The organism is Rahnella sp. ATs2, from assembly GCF_051851855.1.
GTDB lineage: Bacteria > Pseudomonadota > Gammaproteobacteria > Enterobacterales > Enterobacteriaceae > Rahnella > Rahnella variigena.
On sequence record NZ_JBLYPL010000010.1, the window covers coordinates 1 to 13,245 of the forward strand.

General features: G+C 56.7%; 13 protein-coding genes. 11 read left to right on the forward strand and 2 right to left on the reverse strand.

All coding sequences use genetic code 11. The annotated features are described in order from the left end of the window. Positions 1–76: 76 nt before the first annotated feature. Together ACJY2G_RS12215 and rutR are read right to left on the reverse strand one after the other, a co-directional pair. On the reverse strand, positions 77–1,066 hold the full coding sequence (locus ACJY2G_RS12215; protein WP_430319033.1) for a metal-dependent hydrolase: 990 nt from the start codon (positions 1,064–1,066) through the stop codon (positions 77–79). A 10-nt stretch (positions 1,067–1,076) separates the two neighbouring features. Further along, the gene (rutR, locus tag ACJY2G_RS12220) at positions 1,077–1,766 is read right to left on the reverse strand and encodes an HTH-type transcriptional regulator RutR (protein ID WP_120160552.1); all 690 of its coding nucleotides are present in this window, start codon (positions 1,764–1,766) and stop codon (positions 1,077–1,079) included. Between the two features lie 411 nt (positions 1,767–2,177). Here rutR and rutA point away from each other — a divergent pair, with 411 nt between their 5' ends. From rutA to ACJY2G_RS12275, 11 genes are all read left to right on the forward strand, one after another. Further along, positions 2,178–3,269 (forward strand): pyrimidine utilization protein A, encoded by a 1,092-nt coding sequence (gene rutA / locus ACJY2G_RS12225; RefSeq protein ID WP_430319032.1) that lies wholly within the window; start codon positions 2,178–2,180, stop codon positions 3,267–3,269. Further along, positions 3,266–4,018 carry a pyrimidine utilization protein B gene (gene rutB / locus ACJY2G_RS12230; protein ID WP_439291774.1) on the forward strand — a complete coding sequence of 251 codons (753 nt, stop codon included), beginning with the start codon at positions 3,266–3,268 and terminating at the stop codon, positions 4,016–4,018. Before rutA ends, rutB begins: the two co-directional genes overlap by 4 nt. 26 nt (positions 4,019–4,044) lie before the next feature. Continuing rightward, entirely contained in the window at positions 4,045–4,431 is a 387-nt protein-coding gene (rutC, locus tag ACJY2G_RS12235; RefSeq protein WP_113878315.1) for a pyrimidine utilization protein C, read from the forward strand. A 42-nt stretch (positions 4,432–4,473) separates the two neighbouring features. Further along, a complete protein-coding gene (gene rutD, locus ACJY2G_RS12240) occupies positions 4,474–5,313 on the forward strand; it encodes a pyrimidine utilization protein D (RefSeq protein WP_439291775.1) in 840 nt (279 codons plus the stop codon). Beyond that, complete coding sequence (locus ACJY2G_RS12245) at positions 5,298–5,888, forward strand: malonic semialdehyde reductase (RefSeq protein ID WP_430319029.1); 591 nt, start codon at positions 5,298–5,300, stop codon at positions 5,886–5,888. The genes rutD and ACJY2G_RS12245 overlap by 16 nt, the downstream gene beginning before the upstream one ends. 31 nt (positions 5,889–5,919) lie before the next feature. Further along, positions 5,920–6,507 (forward strand): NADH-dependent FMN reductase RutF, encoded by a 588-nt coding sequence (rutF, locus tag ACJY2G_RS12250; RefSeq protein ID WP_430319028.1) that lies wholly within the window; start codon positions 5,920–5,922, stop codon positions 6,505–6,507. Positions 6,508–6,541: 34 nt separating this feature from the next. Beyond that, positions 6,542–7,888 carry a pyrimidine utilization transport protein G gene (rutG, locus tag ACJY2G_RS12255; RefSeq protein WP_430319027.1) on the forward strand — a complete coding sequence of 449 codons (1,347 nt, stop codon included), beginning with the start codon at positions 6,542–6,544 and terminating at the stop codon, positions 7,886–7,888. Between the two features lie 255 nt (positions 7,889–8,143). Further along, positions 8,144–9,784, forward strand: coding sequence for a TIGR04028 family ABC transporter substrate-binding protein (locus ACJY2G_RS12260; protein WP_132963750.1), 1,641 nt, complete (start codon positions 8,144–8,146; stop codon positions 9,782–9,784). Between the two features lie 16 nt (positions 9,785–9,800). Beyond that, positions 9,801–10,760 (forward strand): ABC transporter permease, encoded by a 960-nt coding sequence (locus ACJY2G_RS12265; RefSeq protein ID WP_430319026.1) that lies wholly within the window; start codon positions 9,801–9,803, stop codon positions 10,758–10,760. Further along, positions 10,757–11,620, forward strand: coding sequence for an ABC transporter permease (locus ACJY2G_RS12270; protein WP_113878310.1), 864 nt, complete (start codon positions 10,757–10,759; stop codon positions 11,618–11,620). Before ACJY2G_RS12265 ends, ACJY2G_RS12270 begins: the two co-directional genes overlap by 4 nt. After that, entirely contained in the window at positions 11,617–13,236 is a 1,620-nt protein-coding gene (locus ACJY2G_RS12275) for a dipeptide ABC transporter ATP-binding protein (protein WP_430319025.1), read from the forward strand. The genes ACJY2G_RS12270 and ACJY2G_RS12275 overlap by 4 nt, the downstream gene beginning before the upstream one ends. Positions 13,237–13,245 lie beyond the last annotated feature (9 nt).

A 13,245-nucleotide genomic window follows, 5' to 3' on the forward strand; every position in this document is an offset into this window, starting at 1 on the left:
GAAGGCCCGAATTCACGGGCCTCATTTCCTTAAATGACTGGCATCCGCCACCCGGCTCCTTTCACCTTACTGCGGATTACTCCACTTCAAGCGCCTGCCAGAACTGATCCAGCATTTTTCTGGCGGACGGTCTGGCGGATGCCACTTTCACCGGCAGTTCTGGCGGCATACCGGGTTTCATTTCGCCGAGATTAAACACAAAGGTGTAATCCGGTTCCTGTCCCATGCGTAAATCGCTGACCAGAATGTGGCCACCCTGCTCTTTTACGCTGAAGAAACCGTGGCTGAACCAGGCGATGCGCGCCAGAAACGCATTATCTTTATGCGCCTCGTATAACGCTTCGCCGCGCGGATAAAAGCGAAAGCGGATTGGTGAATCCGGATGCAACAGCGAGGTGAATCCTTCGCCGTAGCTGTCCTTATTCATCACCACCACGCGCCATACCAGTGAATTGAGCGGCGTCGGCGTGACCAGCACCTGCGTGCTTTCGATATTCTGGCGTTGTAATTCCTCGCCAACATGCCGCGTCACCTGGTGTTGCTCGAAAGCGGTACAGGCCAGATACAAACAACTCATCCCCAGCAGCACGTTATTCCACGTGATCCCGCGCTGTTGCTCGCGGTACAGCGCCAGCCCGACGCCGATGATCAGCGGTAAGGTATACAGCGGATCGACGATGAAAATGCTGCCGACCGCAAACGGATAGTTTGTGAAAGGTAATCCGAGCTGCGTACCGTAAACGGTCATTAAGTCCAGCAGCGGATGGGTGATCAGCGCCAGCCAGACCGCGCCCCACCAGTGTTTGAAATGCCGCCCGCCGCTGAGCAGTTTTGCCATCAGCCAGGCCAGCAGCGGTGAAATCAACGTCAGATACAACAGCGCATGAGTTTCAGTGCGGTGCATCGTCATATTGCTGATGGCGTCACCGTGATCGTAAAACACATCCAGATCGGGCAACGTACCGCAGACTGCACCGGCCAGCGCGGATTTCCACACCGGCGCGCGTTTGCCCATCACCGCGATACCGACCGCCGCGCCCAATACTAACTGAGAAACCGAATCCATCCTGACCTCTTTAAGCCCGAAGCTGAATGCCTTCGGTAATAATGTGCTGCACGTTATTCACCGTCTGTTCAAAAAACTCAGGATCGCTTAGCGTTTTACCGGTGATAGCCTCAACCTGTACGCCAAAGTCCGCATAATGCTGGGTGGTTGCCCACAGCATAAAAATCAGCTGCATCGGATCAACCGGAGCGATCAGCTCATCTTTGATCCAGCCGCGAATAACATCCGATTTATCTTCCACCAGCGTTTTCAGGCTGCCGCCCAGTTCCTGTTTCAGTAACGGCGCGCCCTGCACCATCTCCAGACAAAACAGCCGCGATGCCTGCGGATGGTCACGGGATACACACAGTTTCAGGCGGATATATTCGCGTATCGCTTCCAGCGGATGCTGATCAGACTGCAATGCTTTTAGCGGCGCCAGCCAGATATCCAGCAGCCCTTTCAGTACCGCAATATACAAATCTTCTTTTGACGGGAAGTAATACAGCAGGTTGGTTTTGGACACATCGGCGCGCTCGGCAACCTGATCCAGACTGGTGCCATGAATGCCGTACAACGAAAAGAATTCCAGCGCTGCCGCCATGATATTGCCGCGCTTGGCAGCGACCGCCCTTGAGCGACGCGTCGGGGTTTTTGCCGCCGTATGACGGGATTTTTTCTCTCCGGCGGCAGGCTGCGGAGGTTCGACCAATGGCTTCACAACGTCTCCCTGAGACAAACAGCAAGGCTGAAATCATAGCAAATGGCGCTACAGGCGACTATCGCTATGCACCCCGATGATGGAAGTAACACTGACTACATCAATGCGTAACCACTAAGGATTATAAATTTAACAATTTTGCACCATTTATGCTCAATCCTGCCTGATACACGTGCAGTTATTTTTGACCAGATGGTCTGAAACAGACCGTTTGCTCCACCAAAATTTCGGACTTGTTTTTAACCTGCTGATAATCATCATGATTTAAAAACTGGCATCCGCTTTGCAATAACCTTTCCGTCAGGAGATTTCAGCACGGTGCAATTCGGAACCCGCAGGACGCACTCAAGCCGCGCAGAGATTTTCGCAAGCCCTTGTTTTGGTACTTATTATTTTCAATCGAGGTGAGCTATGAAAATCGGTGTCTTTATTCCTATCGGCAACAACGGCTGGTTAATTTCAGAAACTGCGCCGCAGTACAAACCGACCTTCGAACTGAACAAAACCATCGTGCAGAAAGCGGAGCACTACCATTTCGATTTCGCGCTGTCGATGATCAAACTGCGCGGCTTCGGTGGCAAAACCGAATTTTGGGAACACAACATGGAGTCATTCACGCTGATGGCCGGTCTTGCCGCCGTGACCTCCCGCATCCAGCTTTACGCCACCGCCGCCACGCTGGTGATGCCTCCGGCGATCGTGGCGCGCATGGCTGCCACTATCGACTCAATCTCTAATGGCCGTTTCGGCGTGAATGTCGTCACCGGCTGGCAGAAACCAGAATACGAACAAATGGGCATGTGGCCGGGCGACGACTATTTCACCCGCCGCTATGACTACCTGACCGAATACGTCAGCGTTCTGCGCGACCTGTGGGGCACCGGCCACTGCACGCTCGACGGCGAATTCTTCAAAATGGACGACTGCCGCGTCAGCCCCCGTCCGCAGAGCGAAATGAAAGTGATCTGCGCAGGCCAGAGCGATGCCGGTATGGCGTTCTCCGCCAGACACGCCGACTTCAACTTCTGCTTCGGTAAAGGCGTTAACACGCCGACCGCCTTTGCGCCAACCGCTGCGCGCATGAAAACGGCGGCAGAAGCTGAAAACCGCGACGTTTCTTCTTATGTCCTGTTTATGGTGATTGCCGACGAAACCGATGCCGCTGCCCGTGCCAAATGGGAGTTATATAAATCTGGTGCTGATGCAGATGCACTGGCGTGGCTCACCGATCAGAGCAGCAAAGACACCAAATCCGGAGCCGATACCAACGTACGCCAGATGGCTGACCCGACTTCGGCGGTCAATATCAACATGGGCACACTGGTGGGTTCTTACGCCAGCGTCGCCAGAATGCTCGATGAAATCGACACCGTGCCCGGCGCAGGCGGCGTGCTGCTGACCTTTGATGATTTTGTGCAAGGCATTGAAAACTTCGGCCGTTACATCCAGCCATTAATGAAAACCCGCCAGCACATCGGCACTGAGCAGAAAGAGGTCGCATGATGAACGTTGTTGAGAATCAAACTGTGGTCCGCCGTGAACCCCAAAATACCGGCGAGGAAGCGATCCTCACAGCACGTCCTGAAGCCATTGCTTTCACGCCGCAACAAACGGCGCTGATCGTGGTGGATATGCAAAACGCCTATGCCTCACAGGGCGGTTATCTGGTTCTGGCGGGCTTTGACGTTTCCGCCACCGCGCCGGTGATTGCCAATATCAAAGTGGCGATTGCTGCCGCCCGTGCCGCCGGTATCAAAGTGATTTTCTTTCAGAACGGCTGGGACAACCAGTATGTCGAAGCTGGCGGTGCCGGTTCGCCGAACTTCCATAAATCCAACGCACTGAAAACTATGCGCAAGCGCCCGGAACTGATGGGTAAACTGCTGGCAAAAGGCGACTGGGATTATGACCTGGTCGACGAACTTCAGCCGCAACCTGGCGACATTGTGTTGCCCAAACCGCGCTACAGCGGCTTCTTCAATACCCAGCTCGACAGCCTGCTGCGCAGTTACGGTATTCATCATCTGGTCTTCACCGGCATCGCCACCAACGTCTGCGTCGAATCCACGCTGCGCGACGGGTTCTTTCTGGAATATTTCGGCGTGGTGCTGGAAGACGCCACCCATCAGGCCGGACCGGAATTCGCGCAAAAAGCCGCGATTTATAACATCGAAACCTTCTTTGGCTGGGTCTCCAGCGTGCGCAATTTCTGCGACGCCGTAGGCTACAAAACTGAACAAAACGCGGCCTGACCGCTTTCTGAAAAGGACGATTAACCATGCCTAAAAGCGCCATTATTCCGGCTGGCAGCGGCGTTCCGCTGGCACCTTTTGTTCCGGGCACTCTCGCCGATGGCGTGGTGTATGTTTCCGGCACCCTGCCGTTTGATAAAGACAATAACGTGGTGCATGTCGGCGATGCCGCCGCGCAAACCCGTCATGTGCTGGAGATCATCAAAAGCGTGATCGAAACCGCAGGCGGCACCATGGATGACGTCACCATGAACTCGATTTTCATCACCGACTGGGCAAATTACGGCGCAGTGAATCAGGTGTATGCCGAATATTTTCCGGGAGAAAAACCGGCACGTTTCTGCATTCAGTGCGGGCTGGTGAAACCGGATGCGCTGATCGAAATCGCGTCCATCGCCCATATCGGCAAATAATCCGTGCGATGGAACCTGTCCTGAACTCCCTGAGGTAACAGCATGTATTACAAGATACTGGGTAAGAAAAATGCTGATGCAGAAACCGTCGTACTTTCTTCCGGCCTCGGCGGTTCCGGCGGCTTCTGGCAGCCACAGCTGGCGATGCTCGCGGAACATTTTCGCGTAGTGGTTTACGATCAGCACGGTACCGGCGTTAGTCAGGGCACGGTGCCCGCCGGTTACCGCATGGAAGACATGGCCGATGAGCTGGCAGGCATGCTCAACGAGCTGGAAATCAGCCGCTGTCATCTGGTCGGTCACGCTCTCGGCGGCATTATCGGCCTGCATCTTGCCCTGCGATATCCGGCATTGCTGCAAAGTCTGGTGGTGATTAACGGCTGGACGAAGCTCGACAGCCAGACGCGGCGCTGTTTTGAAGTGCGGCAGAATCTGCTGCTCAACAGCGGCGTGGATGCCTATGTGCAGGCGCAACCGCTGTTTCTGTATCCGGGTGACTGGCTTTCTGAACATGAGGCGTTATTGCAGGAAGAGCGCCAGCAACAGGTGGCGCATTTTCAGGGGATGGAAAACCTGCTGCACCGTTTGCAGGCGCTGATGGATTCAGACCTGACGGACAGCCTGGACCAGGTGATTGCCCCGACGCTGGCCTTCAGCGCTAAAGACGATTTGCTGGTGCCGTGGTCGCGGTCGGTGGATCTGGCTTCCCGCCTGCCCCAGGGCGAACACACACAAATGCTGTACGGCGGCCATGCCATGAGCGTGACCGACCCGGAAACCTTTAACCCGATTTTACTGGACTGGCTGCGGCGGCATTCAGCGCAAGCGCCCGCTACGCCGTCCGGTCACCTGCCCACGGAGACATCATGGCCGAAGCATTAACCGCCAGCGCACTGGCGACTTTATTCACCGAAGCCCGCACCCACAATGGCTGGCTGGATAAACCGGTGACCGGCGAACAGCTGAGAACGATTTACGAACTGGCGCGCATGGGCCCGACCTCGGCCAACTGCAGCCCGGTGCGCATCGTGTTTATACAGAGTCAGGAAGCGAAAGAAAAACTGGCTCCTGCGCTTTCGGGCGGCAATCTGAAAAAAACGATGACCGCACCGGTGACGGCGATCATTGCCTGGGACCCGGAATTCTACGAATTGCTGCCCGAACTGTATCCGTCCGGCGATGCCCGTTCGTGGTTCACCTCCAGCCCGCAACTGGCGCAGGATACGGCGTTTCGCAACAGCAGTTTGCAGGCCGCGTATCTGATCATGGCCTGTCGCTCGCTCGGCCTGGACACCGGCGCAATGTCCGGTTTTGACAATGTCAGGGTCGATGAAACGTTTCTGGCGCAGGAAGGCTGGAAATCTAATTTTCTGATCAACATCGGTTACGGCGACAGCAGCAAAGTGTATCCCCGTGCGCCGCGCCTTGATTTCAACCGCGCCTGCCGTGTGCTGTAAGCATCACTGAATAAATTCTGAGGACATGACCATGCAATCCACCCTGAACGCCACATTGTCTGCGACCGATATGCCCGCCGTTGAAAAACAAGCCACTGTCGAGAAACAGGCCGCCGTTGAAAAACAAGCCGCCGTTGAGAAACAAGAGTATCGCGATGCGATGGCGCGGCTTGGTTCTGCCGTCAATATCATCACTACCGACGGCCCCGGCGGACGTGCAGGTTTCACCGCCTCTGCAGTGTGCAGCGTGACCGATACGCCGCCGACATTGCTGGTGTGCCTGAACCGCTCAGCATCCGTGCATTCAGCGTTTACGCAAAATCAGGTGCTGTGCGTAAACACGCTGGCTGATTGTCATGAGTCACTGTCCAATTTATTCGGCGGAAAAACGCCAATGGAACAACGCTTTGACGCCGCCGAATGGGCGCGCCTCGCCACGGGTTCGCCCATCCTCACCGACGCGCTGGTGTCGTTTGACTGCAAAGTCACACAAATCACCCTCGTCGGCACCCATGACATCCTGATTTGTGAAGCCGTTGCATTGCGACGCAACGACGACAGCCACGGACTGGTGTATTTCGACCGGCGCTATCACCCGCTGATGCGTCAGATAGCCTGATAACTCAATCCTCTCAACTTAGTAAGGGTCGTGCATGGCAAATACCTGGTTTCCACAATGGCGTAAAAGAGAAGGCAATCTGGATGGCGTGGTGATCGCACCGGATGAACGACTGCCGTTCGGATCGACAGTGATCATGGGGCTGCAACATACGGTGGCAATGTTTGGTGCCACCGTCTTAATGCCCTTGCTGATGGGTTTTGACGCCAACATGGCGATTTTGATGTCGGGCATCGGTACCCTGCTGTTCTTCCTGGTCGTCGGCGGGCGTGTGCCCAGTTATCTCGGTTCCAGCGCTGCGTTTGTCGGGCTGGTGATCGCGGTGACCGGCTACAGCGGCCACGGCGCCAACCCGAATATCGGCGTGGCGCTGGGCGGTATTATTGCCTGCGGCGTGGTCTATACGCTGATCGGTTTTGTGGTGATGGCGGTCGGCACGCGCTGGATTGAACGCCTGATGCCGCCGGTCGTCACCGGTGCGGTGGTGATGGCGATCGGCCTGAACCTCGCGCCGATTGCCATTAACAGCGTATCGGCTTCTTCATTCGACAGCTGGATGGCGGTGATGACCGTGCTGTGTATCGGCTCAGTGGCGGTGTTCACCCGCGGTCTGGTGCAGCGTCTTTTGCTGCTGCTCGGGCTGGTGGCGGCATATCTGATTTACATGGTGATCACCAACGGACTCGGGCTCGGTACTCCGGTGGATTTCAGCGCCGTAGCCCAGGCGCCATGGTTTGGCGTGCCGGCCATCACCACGCCGGTATTCAGCTCTCACGCCATGCTGATGATTGCACCGGTGGCGGTGATTCTGGTGGCGGAAAACCTCGGCCACATTAAAGCGGTGGCTGGCATGACTGGCAAAAACCTGGATCCCTACATGGGTCGCGCCTTTGTCGGTGACGGTCTGGCGACCTTACTTTCCGCCTCGGCGGGCGGTACCGGCGTCACCACTTACGCTGAAAACATCGGCGTGATGGCCGTGACTAAAATCTACTCCACGCTGATTTTTGTCGCTGCTGCCCTCGTTGCCATCGTGTTGGGCTTCTCGCCCAAATTTGGTGCACTGATCCACACCATTCCGGGGCCGGTACTCGGTGGCGCGTCGATTGTGGTGTTTGGATTAATCGCCGTGGCCGGTGCGCGTATCTGGGTACAAAATCAGGTGGATCTGGGACTTAACGGCAATCTGATCATGGTGGCGGTCACGCTGGTACTGGGCGCAGGCAACTTTACCCTGAGCCTGGGCGGTTTCAGCATGGGCGGCATTGGCACGGCGACCTTCGGTGCGATTCTGCTGAATGCCTTCCTGAGCCGCAGCAAACAGGTAAAAACACAGCCTGAAATAAAAACTGGCACAGAAGCTGCATTAAAAGATCACTGACGACCTCAGTTTCTCCTTAGCTCATCATTTTTGATGATCGCCAGCGGTTATCCGGTCCACCCGTCCGGATTAGCCGCTGGTTTTTTTCTTTCTGCCTCCCGCCCATTTTCCCTAATGCCGTTTCCAGCTAACGATTGCAAAATTCCTTCGTTCACCTCCCCCTTAAATTGGTTTGTTATGGGCTCAGCACTTTCGTTCTAAGAACGCATAAGTCATTCACCTGCCACCACACCAAATAAGAAAAAGGGTTTAACGATGAAGAACATTCGCCGGATTAACGCGGTTACCCGCGCACTGGCTTTAGGGGCACTTCTCACCAGCACGTTTTCCGCCATCGCCGCTGACGGCACACCGGTTCAGGGCGGCACCCTGATTTATCTCGAGCAACAGGCGCACACTAACCTGTATCCGCCCGCAGGCGGCTTCTATCCCAACGGCGGCATACTGAATCAGATCACCGATAAACTGACCTATCAGAATCCGAAGACGCTGGAAATTGAGCCGTGGATCGCCGAATCCTGGTCTTTCAATGCCGATAAAACCGAATACACATTCAAGCTGCGTCCGGGCGTGACCTTCTCCGACGGCACGCCGCTGGACGCCAGCGCGGTCGCCAAAAACTTTGATACTTACGGTCTGGGCAATAAAGCGCATCACCTGCCGGTTTCCGAAGTCATCAACAATTACGACCACAGCGAAGTGGTTGATCCACTAACCGTGAAGTTCTATTTCAAAAAATCCTCGCCGGGTTTCCTGCAGGGCACCGCGACGATTGGCTCCGGTCTGGTGTCGCTGAGCACGCTGGATCGTAACTTTGATGCGCTGGGCGACGCCACGCACATCATCGGTTCCGGCCCGTTCGTGGTCAGCAAAGAAACGCTGGGACGTGAAGTCGATCTGACGGCGCGGAAGGATTACAACTGGGGGCCGAAAAACCTCAAACAGCAAGGTCGCGCCAATCTTGACGGCATCAAAGTGATCGTCACCGGCGAAGACAGCGTGCGTATCGGCGCGCTGCTGGCGGGTCAGGCTGATTTCATCCGTCAGGTTCAGGCCTATGACGAGAAACAGGCTAAAGATCAGAACTTCCCGATTTATGCCGCGCCGACCAAAGGCGTTAACGACAGCATTTCGTTCCGTCCGGACAACGCGCTGGTGTCAGATCTGAAAGTGCGTCAGGCGCTGCTGCACGCCACCAACAGCAAACAGGTTGTCGACACGCTGTTCTCGCCAAACTATCCGCAGGCCACGTCTGTGATTGCCAAAACGGCGGCCGGTTATGTCGATCTGAGTAACAAACTGACTTACGACCCGACGCTGTCCAAAAAGCTGCTGGATGAAGCGGGCTGGAAACCGGGTCCGAACGGCATACGCCAGAAAGACGGCAAAACGCTGTCGCTGACTATTTATGAATCCCTGCCACAACCGCAGAACAAAGAAGTGTTGCAGCTGGTTTCTCAGCAGTGGAGCCAGGTCGGCGCGAAGCTGAACATTCTGGCGGGCGATGCGGGCAGCCGCGTGGCGGATAACCTCGATCCTGAGAAAACCCCGGCCAACGTGGTGGAAGTCGGACGTGCCGATCCGGACGTGATTAAAAGCTCCTTCTACCCGACTAACCGCGATGCGCTGCTGCAAAAAGGTGGCCTGAGCAGCAAGGTGAAAAGCTTCCGCGACGACAAACTCAACGATCTGCTGACCGCGATCTCTGCCGAAGTCGATCCGAAAAAACGTCTGGCACTGACCGGCGACGTGCAGAACTACCTGCTCGATCAGGCATACGTGATTCCAATTTTCGAAGAGCCGCAGGTGTTTGCCGGTGCGCCATATTTCAAAGGCGTGAGCTTTGAAGCGGTCGGGCGTCCGAGCTTCTATGGCGCTTGGCTGGAAAAGCATTAACAGACGGGAGTCAATCATGAGCCGATACGTAAGCGGTCGATTCGGGCAGGCATTGCTGGTGCTGTGGGCGGCGTTTACTGTCTCCTTCATCTTGTTGCAGGTGCTGCCCGGCGATGCGATTCTGATTAAATTCCAGAACCCGGACATGGGATTAAGCCCGGCGCAGATTGCCGATATGCGCGCTGCGTACGGCGCCGATGTGCCGGTCTGGCAACAATATCTGCATACGCTGGGTAATTTCCTGCGCGGGGATCTGGGCTATTCGATTCAGGCTGGCGTACCGGTCACCGAATTACTCAGCAGCAACTTTCCGCCGACGCTGCGTCTGGCACTGATTGGTTTCGCACTGGCCGCCGTGGTGGCCTTTGCGCTGGCATTTCTTTCCAGCCTGCTGCATTTCGGCTGGCTGAAAAACGCCTTACAGGCAGTGCCGTCGCTGTTTATTTCCATTCCCACCTTCTGGCTGGGCATCGCGCTGATTCAGTTCTTTTCGTTCCACCTGCGCTGGATCCCGGTGATCAATCCGGGCGAATGGGTCGGGCTGATTTTGCCGATTATCACGCTGGCGGTGCCGATTTCCGCGCCGCTGGCGCAGATCCTCATCCGCAGCATTGATCAGGTGCAAACCCAACCGTTCGTCGCCGTCGCCCGCGCCAAAGGCGCCAGCCGCAGCGGCGTGTTGTGGCGACATGTGGCACGCAACGCCCTGCTTCCGGCGCTGACCATTGCCGGTTTGCTGTTCGGCGAACTGATTGCGGGAGCACTGATCACCGAAACTGTCTTCGGTCTTAACGGCCTCGGACAACTGACCCAGCAGGCAGTCAACAATCAGGATGTCGCGGTATTGCAGGCGATTGTGGTGATTTCCTCCGCCGCCTTTGTCGGCATCAATTTACTGGTCGATTTGCTGTATCCGTTACTCGATCCGCGCCTTAAAGCTTCTGCTTCTAAAAACTCACGGGGAGCCACCGCATGAGCAGCTTACCGCTTGGCAAAAGTACGCTTTCATTGCCGCTCACACAGCGCCGCCGCTGGAAACCGGCCCGCCTGCAACCGGGATTAATCCTGGCGTGGCTGGTGATGGCGACCGTCATTTTGTGGGCGATTGCCCCCGGCTTATTCACGGATTACAGCGGCACCGAAGGGATTGCCGGTGCGCAGCGTCTTGCGCCGCAGGCCGGACACTGGCTGGGCACGGATCAGCTTGGCCGCGATGTGTACGCGCGTATTGTCTACGGCGCATCGCATTCACTTTCCGGCGCGCTGGTCGCCGTGGCGCTCGGGCTGGTATTCGGCACCGCACTCGGTCTCGCGGCCGGTGCCAGCGGCGGTCTGGTGGATGCCATTGTCATGCGCATCAACGACGTATTGCTGTCAATTCCCGGCCTGCTGCTGTCGCTGAGCGTGATTATTTTGCTTGGTTTCGGCACGGTTCATGCGGCGATTGCCGTCGGTGTGACGTCGGTTGCCAACTTCGCCAGACTGGCACGTGCTGAAGTGGTGCTGGTGCGTCACAGCGATTACGTCGAAGCGGCGTATGGCAGCGGCGGTTCCTTCTTCTCCATTTTGTGGCGACACATTTTGCCCAACTCGCTGACCTCAGTGATTGCCTTTTCTGCACTGCAGTTCGGCAGTGCCATTCTGGCGATTTCAACCCTGAGTTTTCTCGGTTACGGCACACCGCCGCCGACGCCGGAATGGGGTTTACTGATTGCCGAAGGCCGTAACTACATTTCCACAGCCTGGTGGCTGACCACCTTCCCCGGCGTGGTCGTGGTGTTAGTGGTGCTTTCCGCCAACCGCATCAGCCAGTCATTACGCAGGAGAACGCGATGAACGCACAGGCCACTTTTACGCATGACGCTCCGCCGGTTCTCGAACTGGAAAACGTGTCGATTGCCTACGACGGCAAACCGGTGGTGCATAACGTATCGTTTACGATTAACGCCGGGGAAGTGCTGGCGCTGGTCGGCGAATCCGGCTCAGGGAAAACCACCACCGCACAGGCGATTATTGGCCTGCTGGCGGAGAACGGCCATATCGAACAGGGCGAAATTCGCCTGAACGGCACGGACATCAGCCAGTGGTCGCAGCGCCGTCTGGATGCCCTGCGCGGCGCACGCATCAGCCTGATACCGCAGGATCCGACCAGTTCGCTGGATCCGGTCAAAACCATCGGTTCGCAGGTCGCGGAAATTCTTGATATCCACCAGCGACTGCCGCGTGCGCAGCGCGACGCCCGCGTGGTGGAGCTGCTTTCCCGCGTTGGCCTGTCACATCCTGAACAGCGGGCTAAACAGTATCCGCATGAACTTTCCGGCGGCATGAAACAGCGCGTTTTAATTGCCATCGCAATTGCGCTGCAACCGGCGCTGATCATCGCCGATGAGCCGACCAGCGCACTGGATGTCACGGTGCAAAAACGCATTCTGGATCTGATCGACGAACTGCGCCGCGAATTCGGTACTGCCGTGTTGCTGGTGACGCATGACCTGGCGATTGCCGCTGAACGCGCCGACCGGTTACTGGTATTCCGTCACGGCAAAGTGCAGGAACAGGGCATCACCCGCGAGGTGCTGGATGCGCCGAAAAGTGATTACACCCGCCAGCTGTTCGCCGATGTCCCTGCCCTTTCCGGCCGCCACCGCGCGCAACTTCGCACGGCGGAAGATCCGGTGCTGGTGGTCGAAAACATCACCCATGATTTCACGCTGGGGGGCAAAAACCAGGCGGCGTTCCGCGCTGTAGATCACGTCTCTTTCAGTATTCCGCGCGGTACCACGCATTCGCTGGTCGGCGAATCCGGCTCCGGCAAAACCACGCTGGCGCGCATTCTGCTCGGTTTTCAGAAACCGGACAGCGGACGCGTGCTGATTGACGGCGAAGACATCACGCGCCTGAAAGGCGAAGCCCTGCGTCAGCTGCGCAGGAAAATCCAGCTGGTGTATCAGAACCCGTTCGCCTCGCTGGATCCATCGCAAACGCTGTTCAAAGTGATCGAAGAACCGCTGCTGAATTTCGAAAAGATTCCCGCCGCCGTTCGCCGTGAACGGGTGCTGGATATCGCCCGCCGCGTGGCGCTGCCGGAAGAATTACTCAGCCGCAAACCGCGGGAACTGTCCGGCGGTCAGCGCCAGCGGGTGGCGATTGCGCGCGCATTAATCTTAGAGCCGAAAGTGCTGATCCTTGATGAAGCGACGTCGGCGCTCGACGTCACCGTGCAGGCGCAAATCCTGACGTTGCTTTCACAGTTACAGGATTCACTCGGCCTGACCTATTTGTTTATCTCGCACGATCTGGCAACCGTCCGGCAAATCTCGCACAGCGTCTCGGTGTTAAACCGGGGACAGCAGGTGGATTCCGGCGACGTGGAAGACGTTTTTGCCCTGCCTTCCAGCGATTACACCCGCCAGCTGATTGACGCCATACCCGGCCGCCATCGCGCCGCCTGAACCCGTACA